This is a genomic window from Microbacterium sp. NPDC089188, from assembly GCF_040685155.1.
Classification (GTDB): domain Bacteria; phylum Actinomycetota; class Actinomycetes; order Actinomycetales; family Microbacteriaceae; genus Microbacterium; species Microbacterium galbum.
This window is the reverse complement of record NZ_JBFBHH010000003.1, coordinates 1-24,366: the sequence shown is the minus strand read 5'-3', so window position 1 is coordinate 24,366 and position 24,366 is coordinate 1. Positions and strand designations below refer to the sequence as shown.

Genomic DNA, 24,366 nt, shown 5'->3' with positions numbered 1-24,366 from the left:
TTCCACTCGGCGCCCCCCTGTCGTGTGGACCCCGTTCAGGCGCGGATGCCGTGCTCCCGGGCCGTCTTCGGATGCGCCATGGTGTCGCGAGGAAGGTCGGCGACGCGCATCCACCCCGGCCCCTCGATCCGGGCGCCCTTCGCGGCGAGACCGTCGATCGCAGCATCCACCTCGCGGGAGATCTCGTCGGCGAGCTGACTGCCGACCACCATCGACACGATCACGCGGCACTCCTCTCGCTCGACGCGCGACGTCACGACGACCACGGCCTTCAGGGAGAACGGTCCGATACGCGTCGTGAAGAGTGACAACCCGGTGTTGTTGAACAGCGCCTCGCTGACGATGTCGCCGCGCTCCCACACCCAGAGACTCTCGCCCGTCGCCCCCGGATCGGCGGAGCTCGTGCGTTCCGGCGCCGGGCGCAGGTGCGCCCGCGCCAGAGCAGCCGACACCGCGTCGACCGTGGTGCCCTGCGCCTCTCGCTCCACGTGGAGGACGCACGCGCGGGCGACCTTCCACCGACCCGCCGGTCCGTCTTCGGCGCGGGGAGGGCGCGCGGGCGGCGGGGTGGCGGCATCCATCCATCCACCCTACGGCGGGTGCCCGGGGCGGGGCGGCGGGCGGGCGGGGGCGCGAAAACCATGACGCCGAACGCATGCGGTGGCATGGGATCTTGGGGCCGGGACGACGGTGCCGCTAGCCTGGGCGCATGGCTGACCTGCGTCTCGTCGAACTGTCCGCCGCCACGATCGTGGCCGTGAACAACCTCTCGCTCAAGCCCGGCCAGGAGCAGTTCCTCGCCCCGGTCAGCTACGGCATCGCCGCGACCGTGATGAACCCGTCCACGTCGTGGCAGCGCGTGGTGCTCGACGGCGACGAGGTCGTCGGCTTCGTGAGCGCCAACTTCGACGGCGAGGCCCCCGAGGAGCACTTCCGCTCCGTGCTGTGGCGCATCAACGTCGACGCCGACGACCAGGGCCGCGGTGTCGGCAGCTTCGCGCTCGGGCAGCTGCTCGAAGAGGCGCGCCGCCGCGGTATGGACCACGTCGACGTCATCTACGAACCCGGCGTCGGCGGCCCCGAGGCCTTCTTCCAGCGGGTGGGTTTCGAGCCCGTCGACGAGACGGAGTACGGCGAGGTCATCGCGCGCGTTCGCGTGTGAGGCGAACCACCTCTGCTTCCCGGGTGAGGTTGTAGCCTCCGGGCGCGCGGAGGACCCGCTTCCTCGTACGGTGTCCCCGTGTCCGGACCGTGGTTCTCCATCCCCTTCGGGGTCGCGCTCGCGGCCTACAGCCTCGTTCAGCTGGGCTCGACTCCGCACTGGTGGAACATCGCCACCACGGCCATTCTGCTTTCCGCTGCCGTGACGTCCGTCCTGCGGGGCGTCCTCGACCTACGGGCTCGCCGCCGCGCTCCGCGTGACTGACGACGGATGCCACGCGCCCCGCGTCAGGCGGGGGGCGTGGCATCCGATGTTCTCGGCGCCCGGGGTCAGACGAGCGACTCCCGCCACGCCGCGTGCAGCTGAGCGAACTTGCCCGTCCCGGCGATGAGGGCGGCGGGGGTGTCGTCCTCGATGATGCGACCGTGCTCCATCACCAGCACGCGGTCGGCGATCGCGACCGTCGACAGGCGGTGCGCGATGATGATCGCCGTGCGGTCGGCCAGCAACGTCTGCAGCGCATCCTGGATGAGACGCTCGCTCGGGATGTCGAGCGACGCCGTCGCCTCGTCGAGGATCAGCACCGCGGGGTCGGCGAGGAAGGCGCGCGCGAAGGAGATCAGCTGACGCTGGCCCGCAGAGACCCGACCGCCGCGCTTGTTCACGTCGGTGTCGTAGCCGTCGGGCAGCTTCGAGATGAAGCCGTCGGCGCCCACCGCACGGGCGGCGGCGCGGATCTCGTCCATCGTGGCGTCGGGCTTGCCGAGCGCGATGTTGTCGGCGACCGTTCCGCTGAAGAGGTACGCCTCCTGGGTGACCATGACGATCGCGCGGCGGAGATCCTTCGGATGCAGGCGACGCAGATCGACCTCGTCGAGGGTGACGGCACCCTGCGTCGGGTCGTAGAAGCGCGAGATGAGCTTCGCGAGCGTCGTCTTGCCGGCGCCGGTGGTGCCGACGAGGGCGATCGTCTGCCCCGCGGGGATGTCGAGCGTGAAGTTCGGCAGGATGACCCGACCCTCGGTGTAGCCGAAGGTGACCTCGTCGAAGCGGACGTGCCCGCGGGCACTCCACAGGTCGACGGGGTCGCTCGGGTCGGGAACCGTCGGCTCCTCCTCGAGGACGCCCGACACCTTCTCCAGGGCCGCGGTGGCGGACTGGTAGGAGTTCAGGAAGAACGCGACCTCCTGCAGGGGGGAGAAGAAGTTGCGCACGTACAGCACGGCAGCCGTCAGTACGCCGATCTCGAGCGGACCGGCGATGACGCGACCGCCGCCCCACAGCAGCACGACGGCCACCGAGACGGCGGCGACCGCCATGATCCCCGGCTCGAACGTTCCGAATAGGCGGATCGAGCGCATGTTGACGTCGCGGTAGTCCGCGGCGAGCGCGCCGAACTCGGCGTCGTTGCGGGGTTCCTTGCGGAACGCCTTCACGGCGCGGATACCCGTCATGGTCTCGACGAACTTGACGATGACCTGCGCACTGATGACGCGCGACTCCCGGTAGATGACCTGCGAGCGCGTGTAGAACCAGCGCATGAGCAGGTACATCGGGATGCCCATGACGGTGAGGATCAGCCCCGACTGCCAGTCGATGAGGAAGAGCGCGGCGAGGGTGAACAGGCCGTAGAGCACCCCCGACACCAGCTCGTTCAGTCCGCCGTCGAGCAGCTCGCGGATGGTGTCGAGGTCGCTCGTCTGACGCGAGATGATGCGGCCGGAGGTGTACGACTCGTGGAATTCGAGGCTGAGCTTCTGCGTGTGCAGGAAGATGCGCTTGCGCAGGTCGAGCATGATCGCCTGCGTCAGACGCGCGGCGACGACCACGTACCAGCCGATCAGCACGGCACCGCCGATGCCCGCGAGCAGGTACACGCCGACCACGCCGTAGGTCGGCATCCAGTCGCTGCGCTCGATGACGGCGGGGAGCGCGTTGTCGATGCCGTAGGCGATCAGCGCGGGACCGGCCACACGCAGTGCCGTCGAGACGACGAGCACGGCCGCAGCCAGCACGAGCTGCCACCGCAGCGGTGACACGAGCGATCCGAGCAGCCGGAGGGAGCGCTGCCGGATGGCCTTGCTCTCGGCGCGCGTGTAGTCGGAGCGGTCTTCGCCGCTGGTCCCGGACACGGTCGCGGTGCTCATCGGGTCGCCTCCTTCTCGGTGAGGGCGTCGTCGGTGGGGGCGTCTCCGGATGCCGTGGCCCGGCGCCCGTCGGTGTCCGCGAAGTCCTCGTCGGGAGCGATGATCGAGACGGCTCCCGTTCGCGCCTCGCGCTCGGCTTCTTCGAGGCTCGAGATGACGTAGCGGTAGTGCCCGCTCTCGCGCAGCAGCTCGGAATGGGTGCCGACCGCCGTGACGCGCCCGTTCTCCAGCAGCGCGACGCGATCGGCCAGGGTGACCGTCGAGGGCCGGTGGGCGACGACCAGGGCCGTCGTCTCGCTGAGGACCTCGCGCAGGGCGTCTTCGACGAGGGCCTCGGTGTCGACGTCGAGCGCCGACAGCGGATCGTCGAGCACGAGGACGGCGGGGCGGGCGGCGACCGCTCGCGCAAGGGCGAGACGCTGACGCTGGCCGCCCGAGAGGCTGAGCCCCTCCTCGCCGATGACGGTGTCGACACCGTCGGGCAGGTCGTGCACGAACTGGGCCTGAGCGACCTGCAGGGCTTCGCGCAGGATCTCCTCCGCCTCGGGCGAGCCCGGGACGAGGTCTTCGCGCCCGAGGAGGACGTTGTCGCGCACCGTCTGCGAGAACAGGGTCGCGTCTTCGAAGGCCATGCCGACATGGCGCCGCAGCTCGGCGAGCGACAGCTCGCGCACGTCGACGCCGTCGAGCAGCACGCGTCCGCCCGTGACGTCGTAGAGCCGGCCCGGCAGGGTCGTGAGCGTGGTCTTGCCGGAGCCGGTCAGGCCCACGAGGGCCATCGTCTCGCCCGGGCGCAGCGTCAGATCGATCCCGTCGAGCAGATCGGGCTCGGTGCCGGCGGCATCCTGATAGCGGAAGTGGGCGCCCTCGAAGGTGAGCTCGCCGCGCGGTGCGGCGATCGAACGCGGGTTCTCCGGGTCGACGATCGTGTTCTGCTCGTCGAACACCTCGAAGATGCGGTCGGTCGCGGTGCGCGCGTCGAGCAGGAACGAGAAGAGGAAGCCGATCGACTCCATCGGCCAGCGCAGCACGGTGGCCATGGCGAAGAAGGCCACGAGCTCGGCGACCTGCAGCTGCTCGAGTTGCGCCAGCACGATCCCCGCGCCGAGGCAGACGGCGAAGGCGATGTCGGGCAGCAGCACGAGCCAGAACCAGATCCAGCCGACCGCGCGGGCCTTGTCGATCTCGGTCTCACGCAGCGACTCCGCCTGGCGGGTGAACTTCTGCAGCGCGTGCTTTCCGCGGCCGAAGGCCTTGAGCACGCGGATGCCGTGGACGCTCTCTTCGACGGAGGTCGCGAGATCGCCCGCCTGATCCTGGCTCTGACGGGTGAGGGCGCCGTACCGCTTCTCGAACCGGAAGCCGACGTAGATCACCGGGGCCGAGGTGACGAGGAACAGTGCTCCGAGCAGCCAGTGCCAGCGGAAGAGCAGGATCGCGCCGATCGCGATCGTCAGCATGTTGACGACGAGCAGGATGACACCGAAGGCGAGCCACCGGCGCAGCATGCTGATGTCCTGCATCATGCGGGAGAGGAGCTGCCCCGACTGCCACCGGTCGTGGAAGGCGACGGGCAGCCGCTGCAGGCGCGAGTAGAACGACTGGCGCAGGTCGTATTCGACCTTGGTCGCCGGCGCGAGCACGAACCACCGACGCAGCCACACCATCGCCGCCTCGGCGAGGCCGAGCGCGAGCACGGCGAGCGAGCCCCCCACGAGCGCGGCGGGGTCGAGGGAGGCGATGGGGCCCGCGACGATCTGCTCGAGGACGAGCGGGATGGCGAGGGCGAGGAGGCTCGCGATGAGCGCCGTGACGGCGCCCGCGATGAGGCGCGGCAGCACCGGCCGCGCGATGGGCAGCAACCGCGCGAGCGCGCGCGGCGTGGAGAGACGTTTCGGAGTCGTCGAGGTGGTCATGATCCTCAGGGGGTCGAAGCGGGCGCCGGGATCGGGCGCGGACAGGGAAGCCGAGGGCGCGACGGGTTTCGTCGGTCAGGGCGGAAGCGCGAGCGCCGGAGCGTGGACGCGGGCCCTAGGAGCGTCGGCCGGGACGCGCGGCGACGGAGAACGCGGCGGCCGGGGCGACGGGGGCGTCGATCTGGTCCATGGCATCCTCCTTGATCTGGTGAAGCCATCGCCGGGGGAACGACAGCCCTCCAGAGTATCCCTGTGAGAACGCTGAAGGCAAGGGTGTCTTCGCCGCTCAGGCCGCCGCTTCGCGCGCGAGGAGGCTCTGCTTGACCGCGGTGCCCCACGCGAATCCGCCCATCGTCCCGTCTCCCCGCAGAACGCGGTGGCACGGGACGAACAGGGCGACCGCATTGCGGGCGCAGACGGATGCCGCGGCCCGCACCGCGGTGGGCGAGCCCAGCGCCGCGGCGAACCCGGTGTAGGTCAGCGGGGAACCGGGCGCGATACGGCGCAGGCCCTGCCACCCGGCGAGCTGGAGGGCCGTACCGTGCTGCGCGACCTCGACGTCGTCGATCGCCGCGACATCGCCCGCGTAGTAGGCGCGGACCGCCACGGCCGCGGCGGTCTCGCCCGGGGACACGAGGTCGGGACGGCGGTCGGGCCGCAGGCGGGCGAGGACGGCGTCGCGGTCGTCGGTCCATCCCGACACGATCACGCGATCGGCGGCGTCGGCGAGGATCGCGAAGGGGCCGTCGGGGGTGTCGACGAACTGCAGGGTGGCCGTGGTCATGCGGGGGTCTCGCTTTCTGCGTCGGGGGCGGGGATCGGTGCGGGGCGGGCGGGTCGCGCCCCGGCGGGTGCCGCGGTCTCGGGGACCGCGAAGGCAGGTGACGCGGGCGCGAGCACCGCGGAAGCGGGTGACGTGTCGCGAGGTGCGATGGCGCGGGCACCGTGCGGCGCGGATGTCGCGGATGCGCCGCGCGCGGGCGCCGCGGCATCCGGCACGGAGGCGGCGTCGTCGATCGCCACGGCGAGACCGTTCGCGACGACGTCGACCCCCGCGGCGCGGCGCCGCGGCCGGTCGACAGCCGCCGCAGCCGCCGTCTCGGCGGGCGAGCGCCAGGCCTGGGTCACCGGGGCGGCGTACCAGTAGTGCGCCATCGCGTAGCTGCGCCACGGAGCCAGGCGCTGCGACCAGGCGGTGAACCCGGCGGGATCGGACGGCAGACCGAGCTGCGCGGCACCGGCGCGCGCTGCGACGTCTCCGGGGAGCAGCACGTCGGGGTCGCCGAGGACACGCATGCGCACGTAGTCGGCGGTCCACGGGCCGATCCCCCGCCGGGCGAGGAGCCGCTCCCGCTGCTCGGCGCCGTCGTCGCCGGGTCCGATCTCGAGTGAGCCGTCGGCCAAAGCTGCGGCGGCCTCGACGATCGCGCGCATGCGCGCGGCCGGCCCCCGCAGCACCTCGAGTCCGCGTTCGCCGATCACGGCCGGCGGGGGGAACAGCGTCATCGGCTCGGGCGCCACGCTCGCGGACTCACCCAGCTCGGCGGCGAGTCGCCCCTGCATGGTGCGGGCCGAGGCGACGCTGATCTGCTGGCCGATCATGGCGCGTAACAGCATCTCGTCGGCATCCATCGCCCCCGGCACCCGGACACCGGGGATCGCGGCGACGGCGGGAGCGAGTTCGGGATGCCGCGCGAGGGCGTCGTCGATCGCGCGCGGGTCGGCATCGAGATCGAACAGTCGCCTGACCCGTGCGATGAGCGTGCCGAGATCGGCGAGCGCGCTCAGCCGCGCGCGCAGGCGCAGCTTGTCGTCGGCGCGGCGCACCTCGAACCACGCGGGGCCACCGGGAAGGCGCACCACCCGTGCGAACGAGCGGTCGTCGCCGACCTCGACACCCGGGATCGCGTGCGCCCGCATCCATCCGAAGAGCCCGACCGTGTCGATGGGCCCGCGTACCGGAAGCGCCAGATCGATCTCGCCCGCCGCCGCCTCGGCGCGCGCGGTCGCCGAACGGCGCGCGCGCAGGGCGCTGGGCGTCATCCCGAACACCTCGCCGATGGTCTCGGTGAATTGACGGACGCTCGAGAATCCGGCCGAGAAGGCCACGTCGGCCGACGACAGGTCGGTGCCCACGAGCAGGGCCCGCGCGGTGTGGGCGCGATGGGCTCGCGCGAGGGCGAGCGGACCCGCACCGAGCTCGACGGCGAGGAGTCGCGTGAGGTGACGCGACGAATACCCCAGGCGGCGGGCGAGGCCCGGGACGCCCTCGCGATCGACCACTCCGTCGGCGATGAGGCGCATGGCGCGGGCCACGACGTCTCCGCGTACGTCCCACAGGGGCGAACCCGGGGCGGCTTCGGGCAGACACCTCTTGCACGCGCGATAGCCCGCCTCGTGCGCTGCGGCGGAGGTGGCGTAGAAGGTGACGTTCTCTTCGTTCGGGGTGCGCGCCGGACAGCTCGGACGGCAGTAGATGCCCGTCGATCGCACGGCCGTGACGAACTGCCCGTCGAAGCGTCGGTCGCGCGACTGGATCACGCGGTAGCGCTCGGTGAAGCCCGGCGCGTCGGCGGTGGTGGGGGTCATGGCATCCACCCTGCCACCGACCTCCGACATCGGCTGGCGGAAATCGGACACGGCCGTGGGCGGCCGCGGAAGCGCGGGCGGAGACGGGGTGGCGACAGGGGCGCAGGTGGCCCCGGGGCGACGGAGGTTGCCCCGGGGCCGCCGCGCACGCCCCGACTCGGCGCGCCCGGAACCCCCCGGGGCGACGGAAGTGGCTCCGGGGCGGCCGCGCCGGCCCCGGGGCCATCCAGCGACGAGGCCATCGCCGCAACCCCTCCCCGATGTCGGTGGCCGTCGCTAGCGTGAGGGCATGAGCGAACGCGAATACGACCTGATCGTCATCGGCGCGGGCCCGGTGGGCGAGAACGTGGCCGACCGTGCCGTGCAGGCCGGTCTCACCGCCGCCATCGTGGAGTCCGAACTCGTCGGTGGCGAGTGTTCGTACTGGGCGTGCATGCCGTCGAAGGCGTTGCTGCGCAGCGGCGCCGCCCTGCGCGCGGCCCGTGACGTCGACGGCGCGAAGCAGGCGATCACGGGCGATCTCGACGTGGCCGCGGTGCTGCGGCGCCGCGACACGATGACGAGCAACTGGGACGACTCGGGTCAGGTGCAGTGGCTGCAGGGCGCCGGCATCGACCTCGTCCGCGGACACGGGCGGCTCACGGGCGAGAAAACGGTGCGCGTCACCGCCGCCGACGGCACCACGACCGATCTCGTCGCTCGGCACGCGGTCGCCGTGTGCACGGGTTCCGCCGCACTCCTCCCCGACATCCCCGGCCTCGCCGACGTCTCGCCCTGGACGAGCCGCGAAGCGACCGCCGTCGAACGGATCCCCGGCTCGCTCGCCATCATCGGCGGTGGCGTCGTCGGTGCCGAGATGGCCACCGCGTTCCAGAGCCTCGGCACACAGGTCACCATCATCGCGCGCTCCGGACTGCTGGGCGGAAACGAGCCGTTCGCCGGCGAGCTCGTCGCATCCTCCCTCCGCGACCGCGGTGCGACCGTCAAGACGGGGGCGGATGCCGCGTCGGCGCGCCGCGACGACGACGGCCGCGTCGTGCTCGAGCTGTCCGACGGCACGACCGTCACCGCCGACGAGGTGCTCGTGGCGACCGGACGGGTCCCCCGCACCGACGACCTGGGAGTGGAGGCCGTCGGACTCGTCCCGGGCGAGTGGCTCGACGTCGACGACACCCTCCGCGTGCGGGGCTCGGACTGGCTGTACGCGGTCGGAGACGTCAACCACCGCGCGCTCCTCACCCACCAGGGCAAGTACCAGGCGCGGGCCGCGGGCGACGTCATCGCCGCACGCGCGAAGGGCGACGAGGTCGACGACGCCCCGTGGGGCGCTCACGTCGCCACCGCCGACCACGACGCCGTGCCCCAGGTCACGTTCACCGATCCCGAGGTGGCATCCGTCGGTCTCACCGCCGCGAAGGCGGAAGACAGGGGCCTCAACGTCACGGTGCTCGACTACGACCTGGCCAGCGTCGCGGGCTCGAGCGAGCAGTCCGACGCCTACGTCGGCAAGGCCCGCGCGATCGTCGACACCGATCGCGGCGTGCTCGTGGGGGCGACCTTCGTCGGCCCCGACATCGCCGAGCTGCTGCACTCCGCGACGATCGCCGTGGTGGGCGAGGTCCCCGTGAAGCGCCTCTGGCACGCGGTGCCGTCGTACCCGACGGTGAGCGAGGTCTGGCTGCGCCTGCTCGAGACGTTGGGGCGCGACTCGGCGTGAGACACGGCGCGGTGCTGTCGTCGGCCCCCTTCGAACCGACCGCTCGATGGAGGAGGGCCGCACCATGCCGCGCGTCGTGGCGCTGATCCGCGGGGTCGGTGGCACCACGGCCCTGAAGATGCCCGCGCTGCGCGAGGCGCTGGCATCCGCCGGCTTCGGAGACGTCGACACGCTGCAGGTCGCCGGCAACCTCGTGCTCGACGACGACGGCCGCGCCGCCGACGATCTCGCGGCGGTGATCCGCGACACCGTCCGAGACGCCTTCGGCTTCGATCTGCCCGTGCTCGTGCGCACGCACCGCGAACTCGTCGACGCCCGGGCGCGCAACCCCTGGGCCGATGCGGCCGAGGGGCGATGGGTGCAGACCGTGTTCCTCGACGGCGAGGCGACGACGACGCTCGAGCTGCCGCAGGGCGTTCCCGAAGAGGCGGTGGTCGACGGCCGTGAGGTCTTCGTGCGCTACCCGGAGGGGATCGGCGGATCGAAGCTGCAGGCCGGGTGGTTCGAGAGACGTCTCGGCGTCGTCGGTACCGCGCGCAACAACAACACCGTCGCGAAGCTCATCGAGATGAGCGCGTGAACGCGGCGGCATCCGTCGCGCCCCGAGTCGGCGCGCTCGCTCGCGCCGTCGATCGCTGACGGACCGTCACGGCGATCGCCGCGCACGCGATCACCGCGAGTCCCCCCACGACGGTGACGGCGGTCAGCTGCTCCCCGAGCAGCAGAGCCGCCCACGCGAGGGAGAGCACCGGTTGAGCGAGCTGGAGTTGGCTGACGCGGGCCATCGGTCCGATGGCGAGCCCGCGGTACCAGGCGACGAATCCGAGGAACATGCTGACCACGGCGAGGTAGGCGAACGAGCCCCACGCGGCCGGGTCCGCCGTGACCGGCGTGCGCATCGCGGAGACGGCGGTGAGGGCCACCATGACCGGGCTCGACAGCACCAGGGCCCACGAGATCGTCTGCCAGGCGCCGAGCTCGCGAGAGAGCACCCCACCCTCGGCGTAGCCGATGGCGGCGGCGACGACCGCTCCGAGCAGCAGCAGGTCGGAAGCGTGCACGCCACCGGCACCCCCCGCCAGGGCGAAGGTCACGGCGACGACGGCCCCGACCACCGCCGCGATCCAGAACGCCCGCCCCGGCGACTCCTGCGTGCGGATGACCGCGGCCACCGCGGTGGCGGCGGGGAGCACGGCGATCACGACGGCGCCGTGGCTCGCCGGTGCCGTGGTCAAGGCGAACGAGGTGAGCAGCGGGAACCCCAGCACCACTCCCCCGCCCACGATCACGAGGCGCGCAGCCTGGCGGGGTGACGGGAGCCGCGACCGCGTCGCGACGAGCGCGATCCCCGCGATCGCCGCGGCCACCACGGCCCGCCCCGCGCCCACGAAGAGCGGATCGAGCTGCGCGACCGCGATGCGGGTGAAGATGACCGTGAACGAGAAGGCGAGCACGCCGAGACCACCCCACACGAGCCCACCCCGCAGGAGGCCACCCGTCACGGGGCCCCCGCGCACCACGAAACCGGACGCTCTCTGCATCCGCCCACTCTGCTGGCCGGGTGCCGCGCATCGCGCGGTCCACTCGCCGTCGCGTGGCACCATCGCCTCCCGCCCCGACCTCGTGCCGCGCCCCGCCGAGGGCGACCGAGCCGGTTCGACGGGCGCGCGGGCGTCCGGGGCGCACGCGCCGCGGAAGGCGGCCGAGCCGGTTCGACGGGCGCGCGGGCGTCCGGGGCGCACGCGCCGCGGAAGGCGGCCGAGCCGGTTCGGGGCGTCATCGCGCGTTCGGGGCGGGTACCTTCCGCCCCGAACGAAAGAACACGCCCCCACCCAGCCCACACCCGCACCACCGCCACGCGGCCCACACCCGCACCCGCACCGCCACGACGGAGCACGCCCCGCACACGCGACGACGCCGCCGCAACCGGAGCTGCGACGGCGTCGAACGACGACCGGAGGTCAGTGGAAGAAGTGACGCTCCCCCGTGAAGAACATGGTCACCCCGGCGGCGCGCGCGGCGTCGACGACCTCGGCATCCCGCACCGATCCACCGGGCTGGATGATCGCCGAGATGCCCGCGTCGATCAGCACCTGCGGGCCGTCGGCGAAGGGGAAGAACGCATCGGATGCCGCGATCGAACCGCGAGCGCGGTCGCCCGCACGCTCGACGGCGAGACGGCACGAGTCGACACGGTTGACCTGGCCCATGCCGATGCCGACCGTGGCCGAGGCCTGTGCGAGCACGATCGCGTTGGACTTCACCGCGCGGCACGACTTCCACGCGAAGATCAGGCTCTCCATGTCGGCCTCGGCAGGTCGCTCGCCCGAGACGAGCTCCCAGTTCTTCGCGACCGACTCGATGTCGTCGGGGAAGCGGTCGGCGTCCTGCAGCAGCAGTCCGCCCGAGACCAGGCGCACATCCATGCGCTCCTGCTGCCAGTCGGTGGGCAGCTGCAGCACGCGCAGGTTCTTCTTCAGCTTGAACACCTCGAGCGCTTCGGGCTCGAAGTCGGGGGCGATGATGACCTCGGTGAAGATGTCGCGCAGGTTCTCGGCCATCTTCAGCGTCACGGTGCGATTCGCCGCGATCACGCCGCCGAACGCCGAGACGGGGTCGCACTCGTGCGCGCGCAGGTGCGCCGACGCGATCGGGTCGAGGGCGTTGGGCGCCGCGACCGCGATACCGCAGGGGTTGGCGTGCTTGATGATCGCCACCGCGGGCTTGACCATGTCGAAGGCCGCGCGAAGGGCCGCGTCGGCGTCGACGTAGTTGTTGTACGACATCTCCTTGCCCTGCAGCTGCGTGGCCTGAGCGATGCCGTGTCCGCCGACGCGCGTGTAGATCGCGGCGCGCTGGTGCGAGTTCTCGCCGTAACGCAGGGTCGACAGGCGCTCGGCCTGGATCGTGAGGTGCGCGGGCAGATCGATGTCGTCGCCGAGGGTGCCCTCGGCGAACCAGGTCGACACCGCGGTGTCGTACGCGGCGGTGTGCGAGAAGGCCCGCGCGGCGAGCTCGCGGCGCTGCACGAGAGTGGTCCCGCCCTGCGCCTGCAGCGCGTCGATGATCGCGGGGTACGACTCGGGCGAGACGACGATGGCGACGTTGGCGTGGTTCTTCGCCGAGGCGCGCACCATGGCGGGGCCGCCGATGTCGATCTGCTCCACGACGTCGTCGCCCTCGGCACCGGATGCCACGGTCTCGACGAACGGGTAGAGGTTGACCACGACGAGCTCGAAGGGACGGATGCCGAGGTCCTCGAGCTGCGCCTCGTGCGACGCGAGACGCAGGTCGGCGAGCAGGCCCGCGTGGACGTTCGGGTGCAGCGTCTTCACGCGCCCGTCGAGCGACTCCGGGAAGCCGGTGACGGCCGACACGTCGGTGACGTCGTATCCGGCCTCGCGCAGCAGCGTGGCCGAGCCGCCGGTGGAGACGATCTCGACGCCGGCGGCGGCGAGGGCCTCGCCGAGGGCGAGCAGGCCGGTCTTGTCGCTCACCGACACCAGCGCGCGGCGGATCGGGACGACGTCGCGGGGACGGTAGTCGGCGGGGTCGTGTCGGGGTCCGGCCATGGCGTTCGGCTCCTGTGTCTCGAGTCGGGTTCGATCGCGGCGGGCGAGCACCCGCCGCACGGTCAGGCGGTTCGGGATGCCGAGTCGGCGAGGTCGAGCTCGCCCTCGGCGATGCGTCGCACCACGTCGATCAGCAGACGCCGCTCGACGGGCTTGATGCGCTCGTGCAGGGTGTCCTCGTCGTCGCCGGGGAGGACGGGGATGCGCTCCTGGGCGAGGATCGGACCGGTGTCGACACCCGAGTCGACGACGATGACGCTCGCCCCCGTCTGGTCGACGCCCGCGGCGAGCGCGTCGCGCACACCGTGCGCGCCCGGGAACTCGGGCAGATACGCGGGGTGGGTGTTGATGATGCGCGGCTCCCACGCGGCGACGAGGTCGGCCGGCAGCAGGCGCATCATGCCGCTGAGCACGACGAGGTCGGGGTTCCACACCGACAGCTGCTCCCCGAGCTCCGCGCCCCACTCCTCGCGCGTGGCGAACGAGCGGAAGGGCACGAGGAAGGTGGGGATGCCGAAGTGCTCGGCGTGCGCGAAGCCCTCGGCCTCGCGATCGGCACCGACCGCGACCACGCGCGCCGGGAAGTCGGGGGCGGAGGCCGCCTCGAGCAGGGCGCGGAGGTTGGAGCCGGTGCCGGAGATGAGGACGGCGACCGTGAGCACGGAGGTCAGTCTACGCAGGTGCGCCGGAGCGCGCCGAGCGGGGCGGCGGGAGGCTCAGGAGCGCGGGCTGCGCTCCGGAAGCGGAGCCCGCGGCTCCTCCCCCGGAGCCGGATCGGCGCGCTCGCGCGCGGGGTCCGGCTCAGCGCCGGGGCTCGTCGTCGTTCGACTCGGCCCAGGCGGCACGGATGCGTGCCCGCACCTCGTCGTCGCCGGCGGTGGACGGGCCGGCGGCGGACGGGTCGGAGTCGTCGGGTCCGCGGTAGGAGCTCGGCCACACGTCGTGCGCGATGCCCGTCCCGGGAGCGGACACGGCCGGGGCGGGACCGGTGGCGTGCTCGTCGCGGTCGAAGGGCGTTCGATCGCGCGGCGCGAACGAGAACGCGGGGGCCTCGTCGCGGTGCGGGGCGAAGACGTCGGCGTCGTCGGGGCGGGCACCGAAGCGCGGGCTCAGCAGCAGGATGGCGAGGCCCACCAGCACCTCGATCCCGAGGGCGAGGGCGAGCGGCCCCGGCTGCGGTCCCGTGTCGGCGAGCCGACCGGGTCCGATGGCCCCGGCGGAGGCCAGAGCGGCGAGGGCGCCGACCCCGCCGGTCAACGCGGCGACGGCGAGAGCGACGACGAGACGTGGCGCGAGTGGTTCGGGCTCGACGCTCGACGGCATCCGCGATCGCAGGATCCACCCGGTCAGCGCGCCGACCCCCACCGGCAGCAGCACGAGCAGCAGCAGCCACGACGACGTGGAGTCGGGCACCGCGCCCAGCACCGGGATGCCGGGGAGCGCGCCGACCTGCGTCGCGGCGGGCGTGACGGCGGTGTCGGTGCCCAGGGCGAACCCCGGTCCGGCGGTGAAGGCGACCGCCCACAGCAGGAGGGTCGGCAGGTATACGAGCTGGCCGAGTGCGATGACGGTCGCGCCGATGCCGTCGGCGTTGCTGGCCTGGTAGAGCCCGATCACCTGGGTCGAGCGCGTGATGAGACCCGCGACCACGACGACGCCGCCGACGGCGACGAGGCCCAGCGTGGTGAGGGCGAGCCCGCGCAGCACGAGTCCGGGCACGGGCGCCCAAGCGGCCGGCATCCGTTCGATCCGATCGCGGACGGCGTCGACCGGACCGTCGTCGCCCACGCGCCAGGCACCGACGACCGCGCCGATGAACGACGGGACGAGGAAGAGCAGCGCCGGCAGCAGGATCGCCAGCCACGTCTCGGATTCCACGAGGTCGGCGTTCGAGGTGAGGGCGACGAGGCTCGCCAGCCCGGCGAACACCAGGGAGCCCGACAGCCAGCCGGTGACGGCGGCGCCCGCCTCACCGGCGCGCACGCCCGAGCGGGCGGCGAAGAGGGCGGTGAAGGCGGCGAACGCCAACGGGGCGAGAGAGAGGGTGAAGGTCGCGAACGACGGATCGATGCCGGTGGCGGCCAGATACGCGTCGGGCAGCGTCACCGTCACCGGGACGAGGTGCCCGAGATGCCACACGGCCGCCGACGCCGGCCACAGCGCTCCCCAGTCGGGGGCGCCCAGTCCGAAGACCCACAGCAGGGTGAGGGGGGCGAGCACGACGGCGATGCCGCCCGCGGCGGCCAGGACGGCGTCGAGGGCGGCCAAGAGGGCGACGAGGAGGCGATGCATGGGCGACTGCGACCCTACCCGCGCTGCCCCGGAGCGCCGCTCAGGCGCGGCGGCGAGCGCGCGAGAACAGCGCAAGCAGGCGTGCGCGCGCGCCGCGGGGCGTGCCGGCGGAGGGCCCAACACCCACCGAGGACCCTGAGCCCGTCGAAGGGTCCGGACCCACCGCACCGCCGGGGGCTTCGACGGGCGCCGCCACCTCCGCCCGTGACGCCACCGCACGATCGGAGGCTTCGACAGGCGCAGCCGCGTCGGCGGCGTCGGGCTCGCGCACCGCGCCGCGCGCGGCCGCCCACCGCTCCCACACCACCGTGGCCAGGCGCGGATCCGCGCCGATCGGTGCCGAGGTCAGGTCGGCCTCCGCCTTCTCGATCACGCGTGAGAAGTGCCCGGGCGCCAGCACGTAGCTCGCGGCCACCGTGCGCCGCCCTTCCGCGCGCGCCGCGTGCACGGCATCCGGGATCCGGGGCTCTGAGGCGGCGGCGTAGGCCGTCACGACGGGGCCGGCGATGCCGGCTGCGCGCATCAACCCGGCCATGCGCTCGACATCGACGACCGCACCGGGGCGCGTCGACCCCGCAGCGGCGAGCACGACGGTGTCGTCCGGTCCCGCGCCCGTCGCCTGGACGCGATCGACGAGGATCTCGGCCAGCACGGGGTGCGGCCCCAGCGCGGGAGCGACGGGGAGGCCGTCGGCGGCTTCCACGAGGTCGACCTCGGTGTGATACCCCGTCGAGAGCAGCAGCGGCACGATGACGATGTCGTCGGTCCGCTCGCGCGCGGCGGCCACCACGTCCGTGACGTACGGCCCGTGCACATCGACGTAGGCCTCGTGCACCTCGACGCCCGCGGGGGCGGTCGCCCGCAGCACCTCGAGCAGTTCGCGCACGACGACGCGTCCCTCTTCGAACCTCGTGCCGTGTGCGCAGGCGATGAGCACCGCGGTCATGCGTCCTCCTCGTCGACGATGTCGAGCCGGTATCCGCGCTTGTACACGGTGCGGATGAGGTCGATCCCCCCGAGCGCCTCGCGGGTGCGCGCCACGGCGACCTCGACGGCGTGTCCGCTCGCGTCGGCGGTCGGCAGCGCGGCGATCAGGTCGGCGCGCGAGACGACCGCTCCGGGGTGTCGGGCGAGCGCCCGCAGGATCTCGACGCCGGTCCGCGGCAGGGCGGTGAAGACGCCCTCGAGCACGATGCCCGTCGAGCGGATGCCGAGCCGCCCGGCGCTCGTGCGCAGCACGGCCGCGTCGGGGCCGCCGTAGTGCGTCACGACGGCCCGGACGAGAGCGCCCAGGCGCCCGCGATCGGGGACGAGCGGGTCGATGCCGACGTCGCGCAGCGGTCCGGCGGTGATCGGGCCGACCGCGGCGACGAGCACGCGACCGTCGGCGGTGCGGGCGGCGACCCCCGCCAGGGCGTCGGCGCGGTCGGCGGCCAGGACCCACTCGCGAGCCGCGGGTGCCGAGGTGAACAGCACGGCGTCGATCTCGCCGCGCGCGACCTGACGGGTGGAGGCGGCGACGACCTCGGGGTCGGGGGGTGGCCCCCACCGGTAGATCGTCAGGCTCGTGACGCGGGCGCCCGCCGCCTCGAACGCCTCGTCGAGGCCGTCGGCTCCCGAGCCGTGGTGCTGCACGGCGACGTGCAGACCCTGCACGCCCTCGGCGACGAGGAAGTCCCGCAGCTCCGCCGAGGTCTCGCTCTCGGCGACCCAGTCGGCGTCGAAGCCCGCCTGCTGGATCGCCCCGCGCGCCTTCGGGCCGCGGGCGACGATGCGCGCCCGGTCCATCACGGCGCTGAGCTCGTCGTGCAGGCCCGCTTCGTCAGCGGTCTCCATCCATCCGCGGAACCCGACCCCGGTCGTGGCGACGACCACGTCGGGCGGGTCGGTGACAAGGCGCCGCGTCTGGGCGATGAGGTGCTCGTCGTCGACGTGCGGCACGATCGTCAACGCCGGCGCGACGCGGACGCGCGCGCCGTGGCGCTCGAGCGCGGCCGACAGCTCCCCCGACCGGCGATCGACGGGAAGCAGCACGGTGCAGCCCTGGAGCACCGTGCTGATCGTCCGCGCGGGTGTCGTCACCCGATGCCTTCCCCGCGCGCCCCCGCCGAAGCCGCAGCGGGCTCCACGGCCGGGAGCAGCAGGTCGGGTCGGGCGACCTCGCCGAACACCAGGACCGCGGGGTTCGCGAGGCGGTGGATATCGGCATCCTGGATCGCCGTTGCGAGCGTCGTGCGGATCGTCCGCTGCGCGGGCGTGTGTCCGTTCTCGACGAACGCGACGGGGCGGTCCGCGGGGGCCCCCGCGGCCCGGGCCGCCGCGACGAAGCGCGGCAGGGCGCTGACGCCCATCAGCGCGACGACCGTGGCCGAGTCGTCGCGGAGGGCCGCGAGGGTGGCCTCGCTCGGCGTCTCCTGACCGTTCACGACGTGAAGGGTACCGGCCACGCCGCGGTGCGTCACGGGGATCCCGGCCGCCGACGGCACGGCGATCGAGCTCGAGATGCCGGGGACGACCTCGACCGGGATGCCGGCTTCGCGGCACGCCAGGACCTCTTCGCCGCCGCGTCCGTAGACGAACGGGTCGCCGCCTTTGAGCCGGACGACGCGCAAGCCCTTCGCGGCGCGGTCCACGATCAGGGCGTTGATCTCTTCCTGCGGCACCGGGTGGTGCTGCGGGCGCTTGCCCACGTCGATCAGTTCGACGTCGTCGCCGAGCTCGGCGAGCACGCCGGTGGGGCCGAGGCGGTCGTGCACGACGACGTCGGCCTCGGCGAGCAGAGCGCGAGCGCGGACGGTCATCAGGTCGATCGGGCCGGGGCCGCCGCCGACGAGCGCCACGCTCCCCACGAGCGGGCGACGTCGGCGGCGGAGCGGAAGGGCGCCTTCGGCGAGGCGCTGGGCGATGGCGTCGCGGACCGCGACGGTGCGGCGCGGGTCGGCGCCCGCTGTCGAGACGACGCCGACCATGACGTCGCCGCTCGTGGTCTCGGCGGCGAGGCGCGCAGTACCCCTGCCCCCGTGCCCGGCGTTGACGCACCACACCCGGCGGGCCTCCGCCGCGGCGACGACGGACGCGTCGACGGATGCCGAGCCGGTGGCGGTGTGGCAGAACCAGGCGTCGTCGAGGTCGCGGGGTTCGAAGGCGCGCTCGTGCCACTCGATGTCGCCGGAGACGGCGAGCGCCGTGAGCCCCGCGGTGGCGACCGGCGCGACCAGGCGCACGCGGGCACCGGCGGCGCGGAGCCGCGCGATGCGCTTCTCGGCGACGGAGCCTGCGCCGACGCACACAACGAGCCGGTCGGTGAGGTCGAGTCCTGCGAGAGCGATCATCGGGGGTCCTTTCCTGCGCCGGCGGCATCAGCCGCGGGGGCGAGCTTGACGAACACGACGCCGTCGGTCACCGCGACCGGGTGGACCCGGACGCTCAGCGGCTCCTTGCCCTGCGTGTCGAGGCACTGGCCGGTGCGCAGGTCGAACACCTGCTTGTACATCGGGGATGCCACGGTGGGCACGCCCGCGCGATCGCCGACGATCCCCCGCGAGAGGACGGCCGCCCCGCTGAACGGGTCGATCTGGTCAGTGGCGAAGAGGCGGCCGTCGTAGGTGCGGAACAGCGCGATCTGGTGCCCGTCGACGAGAGCGGCCGCCCCGCGCTCGACCAGGAGGTCGTCGACGCGGCAGATGCGGGTCCAGCCGTGCGGGGCGTCGGCCGCGGGGGTCGCGCTCGCCTCATCGCCGGGCCCTGCGGTCGTCGCCGACGCGGCGGCGGCGGGGGCCGTCACACCGGGGGCGGCGGGCGCGGGGCTCGGCGTCGCGGCCGGTGTCTCGGCATCCATCGTCATCGCCTGCGACATCGTCATGACCGCACCGCCAGCGTCGTACCGCCGATGAACACGGCGCCGGACGCGCGCTCCTCGTCGGTGGCGGGGCGGGCCTGGCCGCGCTCGGCGACGTAGGCGAGCGAGGGGTCGGCGACCTCAGGGGCGTTCACGAAGCTCTGGAAGCGCGTGAGCTTCTCGGGGTCGGCGAGGGTCGCGGCCCACTCGTCTTCGTAGGCGTCGATGTGGGAGGCCATGGCGCGGTCGAGATCCTCGGCGATGCCGAGGGAGTCGTCGAAGACGACGGCCTTGAGCGCGTCGAGGCCGCCCTCGTATTCGGCGGCCCAGGGAGCGGTGCGCTGCAGCCGGTCGGCGGTGCGGATGTAGAACATGAGGAACCGGTCGATGGCCCGCAGCAGCCCTTCGTCATCGAGACCCTCGGCGAAGAGAACCGCGTGGCGGGGCGTGAAGCCGCCGTTGCCGCCGACGTAGAGGTTCCAGCCCGCCTCGGTCGCGATGACCCCGATGTCCTTCCCGCGGGCCTCGGCGCACTCGCGCGCGCAGCCCGAGACGCCGAACTTCAGCTTGTGCGGCGAGCGCAGGCCCCGGTAGCGCAGCTCGAGCTGCACGGCCATGCCGACCGAGTCCTGCACGCCGTAGCGGCACCAGGTCGAGCCGACGCACGACTTCACCGTGCGCAGCGACTTGCCGTAGGCGTGGCCCGACTCGAAACCGGCGTCGACGAGGCGCTTCCAGATGTCGGGCAACTGATCGAGGCGGGCGCCGAACAGGTCGATGCGCTGGCCCCCGGTGATCTTCGTGTACAGCCCGAAGTCGCGCGCGACCTCGCCGATCACGACGAGCCCCTCGGGGGTGATCTCGCCTCCCGGGATGCGCGGCACGACGCTGTAGCTGCCGTCGCGCTGGATGTTCGCCATGACGTGGTCGTTGGTGTCCTGCATCGTCGCGAGCTCGCCGGCGAGCACGTGTTCCGAGTAGAGGCTGGCGAGGATGCTCGCGAGCGCCGGCTTGCAGATGTCGCAGCCGCGACCGGCGCCGAAGCGCTCGACGATCGCGGTGAAGGTTTTCAGCCCCGAGACGCGGACGGCGTCGAAGAGCTGCGCCCGCGTGAACGAGAAGTGCTCGCACAGGCCGTTCGAGACCTCTTTTCCGGATGCCGCGAGCTCGGTCGCCACGAGCTTCTTCACCAGCGCGAAGCACGAACCGCACGCCGCCCCGGCCTTGGTGCAGGCCTTGACCTCGGCGGCATCCGCGCACTGGTGTTCGGTCACCGCGCCGCGGACGGTGCCGGCCGTGACGCCGTTGCACGAGCAGACGATCGCGTCGTCGGGGAGGTCGCCCTGCGGGGCCGGCGCGAGGTCGCTCGGCATGAGGTACGCGGCCGGGTCTCCGCCCAGCGCGCGACCGACGAGCGGACGCAGTGAGGTGTATGCCGAGGCGTCGCCGACGAGGATGCCACCGAGCAGAGTCTGTGCGTCGTCGCTCAACACGAGCTTCTTGTACACGCCCGACACCGGATCGGCGTAGGTGACGTCGAGGGCGTTCGGCGTCTCGGCGAACGCGTCGCCGAAGCTGGCGACCTCGACGCCCGAGAGCTTGAGTTTCGCCGAGGTGTCGAAGCCGTCGAACGCGGCCTCCCCGCCGAGCAGGCGGGTCGCGGCGACCTCCGCCATCGCGTAGCCCGGAGCGACGAGACCGATGCACTGACCGTCGAAGCTCGCGACCTCGCCGATGGCCATGATCGCCGGGTCGGACGTGTCGCAGCCCGCGTCGATCACGACGCCGCCGCGCGCGTCGACGGCGAGGTCCGCGGTGCGCGCGAGCTCGTCACGGGGGCGCACGCCGACCGTGAAGACGACGATGTCGACGGCCTCCCACGTGCCGTCGCGCAGCTCGAGGCCGCACACGGCGCCGGACTTGTCGGCATCCACCCGGGTCGTCACCGCCCGCGTGCGCACCTCGATGCCGCGCGCCTCGATGAGCCGCTGCAGCGCCTTCGCGCCGCCGAGGTCGAGCTGCGCCGACATGAGGCGCTCGTTCGACTGGAGCACGAACGGCGAGACGCCCTCGGCCTGAAGCGCTCCCGCTGCCTCGAGTCCGAGCAGACCGCCGCCGACGACGGCGCCGCGCAGGGGCCGGCCGAGCTGCGCAGAGCGCTGCGCGACCCACGCGCGCATGCCGGCGACATCGTCGAGGGTGCGGTAGACGAAGCAGCCCCGGTGGTCGAAGCCGTCGAGCGCGAGGCGTGCGGCGTAGGAGCCGGTTGCCAGGACGAGGCGGTCGTAGGCGTGCGTGGAGCCGCCCGCGGTGGTGACGGTGCGCGCCGCGCGGTCGATTCTGGTGACGCGGGCGTCGGTCTCGACGCGCACCCGCTCGTGAGCGAGCACCGCGGGATCGAGCGCGAGGTCATCGGGGGTCCTGCCGCTGAAGACGCCCGTCAGTCCGACCCGGTCGTAGGGCCCGCGGGCTTCGTCGCCGAGCACCGTGATCGACCAGCGGCCGTCGGTGTCGCGGCTGGTGAGGCTCTCGACGAAGCGGTGGGCCACCATCCCGGCACCCACGACCACGACGGATCCGGATGGAGCGGGGTGGAGCATGCCGTCACGGTACGCGGCGGACTTTGCCGACGCGTCAGCGCCGTGTTTCGTTCCGGTTGCGGGGTTCGAGCGGGCCATGCCCCGACGCTAAGCAGCCGAGGTTTCCCCCGCCCTCGCCCCGGCGTTACCCCGGGCGAACGTTTCCCTCACGCGGCGGTGGCGCTCGTGTGAGGTTTGGCCGCCGGCATCCGTCCCGCTCTTCCGTGCCCGGCGCGCTCTCGCGCCTGTCACCCGTTGAGTGTCCAAAACACCCCGGACGAATTTCGCGACGTCCGGGTGTCTTGGACCCTCAACGCCCGCCGAGGGACGCCGCGTCAGTCGACAGGCTCCAGCACGAACAGCTCGATGCGCCGCTCCGTCTTCTTCTGGTACTCGTCGTAGTCGGGCCAGACCTCCGTCGCGTAGCCCCACCACTCCTCGCGCTCGGCGCCCTCGGCCTGGTGCGCGTCGTACTCCTTCTTCACGTCGCCGTCCTGGAGGGCGACGCGCGGGTTCTTCACGAGGTTGTAGAACCACGCGGGATGCTCGGGTGCCCCACCCTTGGATGCCACGACCGCGTACTTTCCGCCGTGCTCGACGCGCATGAGGGCGGTCTTGCGCAGGCCGCCCGTTTTGGCGCCGACGGTGGTGAGGACGATGATGGGTACGCCCCGCAGTTCGGCGGATTCCTGGCCTCCCGAGGCCTCGAACGTCTCGGCCTGCTGGCGGGCCCATTCGCTGGTGCTGGGCAGATACTCTCCTGAGAGCGACATGTCTCCCACGATACGTTGGCGTCTTCCCCTCCGGTCCTCACCCTCCCCTGTTTCTCTCCCGTTTCCTGGAGCCTTCATGAGCGCTTCCGCTCCCGAGACCACGGCCACCCCCGCACCGAAGAACGGCCTCGACCGCTTCTTCGAGATCACCGCCCGCGGCTCGACCGTGAGCGCGGAGGTGCGCGGTGGCGTCGTCACGTTCGTGACGATGGCGTACATCGTCATCCTGAACCCGATCATCCTGTCGGGCACCCCCGACGTCTCCGGCAACGCCCTCGGCTTCCCGCAGGTCGCCGCGGTCACCGCCCTCACCGCGGGCGTGATGACCATGCTCTTCGGGCTCGTCACCCGTCTGCCCTTCGCCTTCGCCGCGGGCCTCGGCATCAACTCGTTCCTCGCCGTCGGCATCGTCGGCGAGGTCACCTGGCCCGAGGCGATGGGCCTGGTCGTCATCAACGGCCTGATCATCGTGCTGCTGGCGGTCACGGGCCTGCGCCGCATGATCTTCGAGGCCGTCCCGCTGGCGCTGAAGACCGCGATCACCGTCGGCATCGGCCTCTTCATCGCCTTCATCGGCTTCGTCGACAGCGGCCTCGTCACCTCGACCGGGCTCAACTCTCCCCCGGTCGGCCTGGGCGTGGGCGGCTCGATCGCCACGATCCCGACGGCCCTGTTCGTGCTGACCCTCGTCATCACCGCCGTGCTGCTGGTGCGCAAGGTCAAGGCCGCGCTGCTGATCGGCCTGCTCTCGGGCACCGTCATCGCGGTGATCGTCGAGGCCGTCATGGGCCTCGGCGCGAAGGCCGACGGCAACCCCGGCGGCTGGGGCCTGAGCGTGCCGACGCTGCCGTCGCAGTGGGTGAGCCTGCCCGACCTGTCGCTCGTGGGACAGGTCGACCTCGCCGGATCCTTCGGCCGCATCGGTGCCCTCGCGGCCCTGATGCTCGTCTTCACCCTCGTTTTCACCAACTTCTTCGACGCCATGGGCACGATGACCGGCCTCTCGCGCGAGGCGGGCCTCGCCGCCCCCGACGGCACCTTCCCGCGCCTGCGCTCCGCGCTGGTGATCGAGGGCATCGGCGCCGTGGCGGGTGGGGCGACCTCCTCGTCGTCGAACACCGTCTTCATCGAGTCGGGCTCCGGCATCGGCGAGGGAGCCCGCACGGGCCTGGCCAACGTCGTCACGGGCGGGCTCTTCCTGCTCGCGATGTTCTTCACTCCGCTGACGAGCATCGTTCCCACCGAGATCGCCGCCGCAGCGCTGGTGATCGTCGGCGCGCTGATGATGGCGCAGATCCGCCACGTCGACCTCAGCGACATGTCGGTGCTCATCCCGGTCTTCCTGACCGTGACGGTCATGCCCCTGACCTACTCGATCGCCAACGGCATCGGTGCGGGCTTCGTCAGCTGGGTCCTCATCCAGGCGCTGTCGGGCCGCGCCCGCCGCGTGAGCCCGCTGCTGTGGATCGTCGCCGCCGGCTTCGTGATCTTCTTCGCGCGTGGTCCGGTCGAGGCGCTGCTGGGCTGAGCCCGGTGCTGTGCGGGGGCCCGGATGCCACGGCATCCGGGCCCCTTTCCCGTGCGCCCACCCACATCACACATTCCGCGCGAGACCACCCGCTGCGGTCGGGGGGGGGGGGGGGGGGGGCGGGGGGGGGGGGGGGGCGGGCGGGGGGGGGGGGGGGGCGGCGGGGGGGGGGGGGGGCCCCCCCGCCCCCGCCGGGGGGGGGGCCCCGGGGCCGCGCGCGGGGGCGGGCGCGGGGGCCTCGGGCGCGCCGCGG

At 72.9% G+C, this 24,366-nt stretch carries 20 protein-coding genes; 5 read left to right on the top strand and 15 right to left on the bottom strand.

Annotated features, from left to right (window positions below; all coding sequences use genetic code 11):
* Window positions 1-35: 35 nt before the first annotated feature.
* Window positions 36-581: a hypothetical protein gene (locus AB0N80_RS10070; RefSeq protein ID WP_363578661.1), complete on the bottom strand. Its 546-nt coding sequence runs from the start codon at window positions 579-581 to the stop codon at window positions 36-38.
* A 128-nt stretch (window positions 582-709) separates the two neighbouring features.
* Between AB0N80_RS10070 and AB0N80_RS10065 the strand changes: the two genes are divergently transcribed.
* Both AB0N80_RS10065 and AB0N80_RS10060 read left to right on the top strand, forming a co-directional pair.
* Complete coding sequence (locus AB0N80_RS10065; protein WP_315993417.1) at window positions 710-1,162, top strand: GNAT family N-acetyltransferase; 453 nt, start codon at window positions 710-712, stop codon at window positions 1,160-1,162.
* Window positions 1,163-1,240: 78 nt separating this feature from the next.
* Window positions 1,241-1,426, top strand: coding sequence for a hypothetical protein (locus AB0N80_RS10060; protein WP_363578660.1), 186 nt, complete (start codon window positions 1,241-1,243; stop codon window positions 1,424-1,426).
* 65 nt (window positions 1,427-1,491) lie between these two features.
* On the opposite strand, the gene AB0N80_RS10055 is transcribed toward AB0N80_RS10060, so the two are convergent.
* The 4 genes from AB0N80_RS10055 to AB0N80_RS10040 all read right to left on the bottom strand — a co-directional run bounded on the left by AB0N80_RS10055 (window position 1,492) and on the right by AB0N80_RS10040 (window position 7,814).
* Window positions 1,492-3,309 (bottom strand): ABC transporter ATP-binding protein, encoded by a 1,818-nt coding sequence (locus AB0N80_RS10055; RefSeq protein WP_363578659.1) that lies wholly within the window; start codon window positions 3,307-3,309, stop codon window positions 1,492-1,494.
* Window positions 3,306-5,225, bottom strand: a complete 1,920-nt coding sequence (locus AB0N80_RS10050) for an ABC transporter ATP-binding protein (protein WP_363578658.1) — start codon at window positions 5,223-5,225, stop codon at window positions 3,306-3,308. Before AB0N80_RS10050 ends, AB0N80_RS10055 begins: the two co-directional genes overlap by 4 nt.
* A gap of 286 nt (window positions 5,226-5,511) precedes the next feature.
* Complete coding sequence (locus tag AB0N80_RS10045) at window positions 5,512-6,009, bottom strand: methylated-DNA--[protein]-cysteine S-methyltransferase (protein WP_315993421.1); 498 nt, start codon at window positions 6,007-6,009, stop codon at window positions 5,512-5,514.
* Window positions 6,006-7,814 carry an AlkA N-terminal domain-containing protein gene (locus AB0N80_RS10040; protein ID WP_363578657.1) on the bottom strand — a complete coding sequence of 603 codons (1,809 nt, stop codon included), beginning with the start codon at window positions 7,812-7,814 and terminating at the stop codon, window positions 6,006-6,008. The genes AB0N80_RS10045 and AB0N80_RS10040 overlap by 4 nt, the downstream gene beginning before the upstream one ends.
* A gap of 289 nt (window positions 7,815-8,103) precedes the next feature.
* On the opposite strand from AB0N80_RS10040, the gene AB0N80_RS10035 reads away from it, so the two are divergent.
* Together AB0N80_RS10035 and AB0N80_RS10030 are read left to right on the top strand one after the other, a co-directional pair.
* Window positions 8,104-9,531: an NAD(P)/FAD-dependent oxidoreductase gene (locus AB0N80_RS10035; protein ID WP_363578656.1), complete on the top strand. Its 1,428-nt coding sequence runs from the start codon at window positions 8,104-8,106 to the stop codon at window positions 9,529-9,531.
* Window positions 9,532-9,595: 64 nt separating this feature from the next.
* Window positions 9,596-10,111, top strand: a complete 516-nt coding sequence (locus tag AB0N80_RS10030) for a DUF1697 domain-containing protein (protein ID WP_363578655.1) — start codon at window positions 9,596-9,598, stop codon at window positions 10,109-10,111.
* Here the strand turns inward: AB0N80_RS10030 and AB0N80_RS10025 are convergent.
* The 10 genes from AB0N80_RS10025 to AB0N80_RS09980 form a co-directional block, all read right to left on the bottom strand.
* On the bottom strand, window positions 10,092-11,072 hold the full coding sequence (locus AB0N80_RS10025; protein ID WP_363578654.1) for a DMT family transporter: 981 nt from the start codon (window positions 11,070-11,072) through the stop codon (window positions 10,092-10,094). The genes AB0N80_RS10030 and AB0N80_RS10025 overlap by 20 nt on opposite strands.
* A 420-nt stretch (window positions 11,073-11,492) precedes the next feature.
* Window positions 11,493-13,103: a bifunctional phosphoribosylaminoimidazolecarboxamide formyltransferase/IMP cyclohydrolase gene (purH, locus tag AB0N80_RS10020; protein ID WP_315993425.1), complete on the bottom strand. Its 1,611-nt coding sequence runs from the start codon at window positions 13,101-13,103 to the stop codon at window positions 11,493-11,495.
* A gap of 62 nt (window positions 13,104-13,165) precedes the next feature.
* Window positions 13,166-13,765, bottom strand: coding sequence for a phosphoribosylglycinamide formyltransferase (gene purN, locus AB0N80_RS10015; RefSeq protein ID WP_363393297.1), 600 nt, complete (start codon window positions 13,763-13,765; stop codon window positions 13,166-13,168).
* A gap of 139 nt (window positions 13,766-13,904) precedes the next feature.
* Window positions 13,905-15,395, bottom strand: coding sequence for a DUF6350 family protein (locus AB0N80_RS10010; RefSeq protein WP_363393300.1), 1,491 nt, complete (start codon window positions 15,393-15,395; stop codon window positions 13,905-13,907).
* A 40-nt stretch (window positions 15,396-15,435) separates the two neighbouring features.
* Window positions 15,436-16,341: a CbiX/SirB N-terminal domain-containing protein gene (locus AB0N80_RS10005; RefSeq protein WP_315993428.1), complete on the bottom strand. Its 906-nt coding sequence runs from the start codon at window positions 16,339-16,341 to the stop codon at window positions 15,436-15,438.
* The gene (locus AB0N80_RS10000; RefSeq protein ID WP_363393306.1) at window positions 16,338-17,477 is read right to left on the bottom strand and encodes a uroporphyrinogen-III synthase; all 1,140 of its coding nucleotides are present in this window, start codon (window positions 17,475-17,477) and stop codon (window positions 16,338-16,340) included. Before AB0N80_RS10000 ends, AB0N80_RS10005 begins: the two co-directional genes overlap by 4 nt.
* Window positions 17,474-18,727 (bottom strand): uroporphyrinogen-III C-methyltransferase, encoded by a 1,254-nt coding sequence (cobA, locus tag AB0N80_RS09995; protein WP_363578653.1) that lies wholly within the window; start codon window positions 18,725-18,727, stop codon window positions 17,474-17,476. Before cobA ends, AB0N80_RS10000 begins: the two co-directional genes overlap by 4 nt.
* The gene (gene nirD / locus AB0N80_RS09990) at window positions 18,724-19,257 is read right to left on the bottom strand and encodes a nitrite reductase small subunit NirD (protein ID WP_363578652.1); all 534 of its coding nucleotides are present in this window, start codon (window positions 19,255-19,257) and stop codon (window positions 18,724-18,726) included. The genes cobA and nirD overlap by 4 nt, the downstream gene beginning before the upstream one ends.
* Window positions 19,254-21,833 (bottom strand): nitrite reductase large subunit NirB, encoded by a 2,580-nt coding sequence (gene nirB, locus AB0N80_RS09985; RefSeq protein WP_363578651.1) that lies wholly within the window; start codon window positions 21,831-21,833, stop codon window positions 19,254-19,256. Before nirB ends, nirD begins: the two co-directional genes overlap by 4 nt.
* 314 nt (window positions 21,834-22,147) lie before the next feature.
* Window positions 22,148-22,585, bottom strand: coding sequence for a nitroreductase family deazaflavin-dependent oxidoreductase (locus tag AB0N80_RS09980; RefSeq protein ID WP_363578650.1), 438 nt, complete (start codon window positions 22,583-22,585; stop codon window positions 22,148-22,150).
* Window positions 22,586-22,661: 76 nt separating this feature from the next.
* On the opposite strand from AB0N80_RS09980, the gene AB0N80_RS09975 reads away from it, so the two are divergent.
* A complete protein-coding gene (locus AB0N80_RS09975) occupies window positions 22,662-24,113 on the top strand; it encodes an NCS2 family permease (protein WP_315993433.1) in 1,452 nt (483 codons plus the stop codon).
* The last annotated feature ends 253 nt before the right edge of the window (window positions 24,114-24,366 follow it).

What these genes read in the sequence shown, in the direction of transcription:
- AB0N80_RS10065 (WP_315993417.1), top strand. Translation starts at nt 710, where the DNA reads ATGGCTGACCTGCGTCTCGTCGAACTGTCCGCCGCCACGATCGTGGCC.
- AB0N80_RS09975 (WP_315993433.1), top strand. Translation starts at nt 22,662, where the DNA reads ATGAGCGCTTCCGCTCCCGAGACCACGGCCACCCCCGCACCGAAGAAC.
- nirD (WP_363578652.1), bottom strand. Translation starts at nt 19,257, where the DNA reads ATGACGATGTCGCAGGCGATGACGATGGATGCCGAGACACCGGCCGCG.
- AB0N80_RS10010 (WP_363393300.1), bottom strand. Translation starts at nt 15,395, where the DNA reads ATGCATCGCCTCCTCGTCGCCCTCTTGGCCGCCCTCGACGCCGTCCTG.
- AB0N80_RS09980 (WP_363578650.1), bottom strand. Translation starts at nt 22,585, where the DNA reads ATGTCGCTCTCAGGAGAGTATCTGCCCAGCACCAGCGAATGGGCCCGC.
- AB0N80_RS10050 (WP_363578658.1), bottom strand. Translation starts at nt 5,225, where the DNA reads ATGACCACCTCGACGACTCCGAAACGTCTCTCCACGCCGCGCGCGCTC.
- AB0N80_RS10035 (WP_363578656.1), top strand. Translation starts at nt 8,104, where the DNA reads ATGAGCGAACGCGAATACGACCTGATCGTCATCGGCGCGGGCCCGGTG.
- AB0N80_RS10005 (WP_315993428.1), bottom strand. Translation starts at nt 16,341, where the DNA reads ATGACCGCGGTGCTCATCGCCTGCGCACACGGCACGAGGTTCGAAGAG.
- AB0N80_RS10040 (WP_363578657.1), bottom strand. Translation starts at nt 7,814, where the DNA reads ATGACCCCCACCACCGCCGACGCGCCGGGCTTCACCGAGCGCTACCGC.
- AB0N80_RS10070 (WP_363578661.1), bottom strand. Translation starts at nt 581, where the DNA reads ATGGATGCCGCCACCCCGCCGCCCGCGCGCCCTCCCCGCGCCGAAGAC.
- AB0N80_RS10055 (WP_363578659.1), bottom strand. Translation starts at nt 3,309, where the DNA reads ATGAGCACCGCGACCGTGTCCGGGACCAGCGGCGAAGACCGCTCCGAC.
- cobA (WP_363578653.1), bottom strand. Translation starts at nt 18,727, where the DNA reads ATGATCGCTCTCGCAGGACTCGACCTCACCGACCGGCTCGTTGTGTGC.
- purH (WP_315993425.1), bottom strand. Translation starts at nt 13,103, where the DNA reads ATGGCCGGACCCCGACACGACCCCGCCGACTACCGTCCCCGCGACGTC.
- AB0N80_RS10025 (WP_363578654.1), bottom strand. Translation starts at nt 11,072, where the DNA reads ATGCAGAGAGCGTCCGGTTTCGTGGTGCGCGGGGGCCCCGTGACGGGT.
- nirB (WP_363578651.1), bottom strand. Translation starts at nt 21,833, where the DNA reads ATGCTCCACCCCGCTCCATCCGGATCCGTCGTGGTCGTGGGTGCCGGG.
- AB0N80_RS10030 (WP_363578655.1), top strand. Translation starts at nt 9,596, where the DNA reads ATGCCGCGCGTCGTGGCGCTGATCCGCGGGGTCGGTGGCACCACGGCC.
- AB0N80_RS10045 (WP_315993421.1), bottom strand. Translation starts at nt 6,009, where the DNA reads ATGACCACGGCCACCCTGCAGTTCGTCGACACCCCCGACGGCCCCTTC.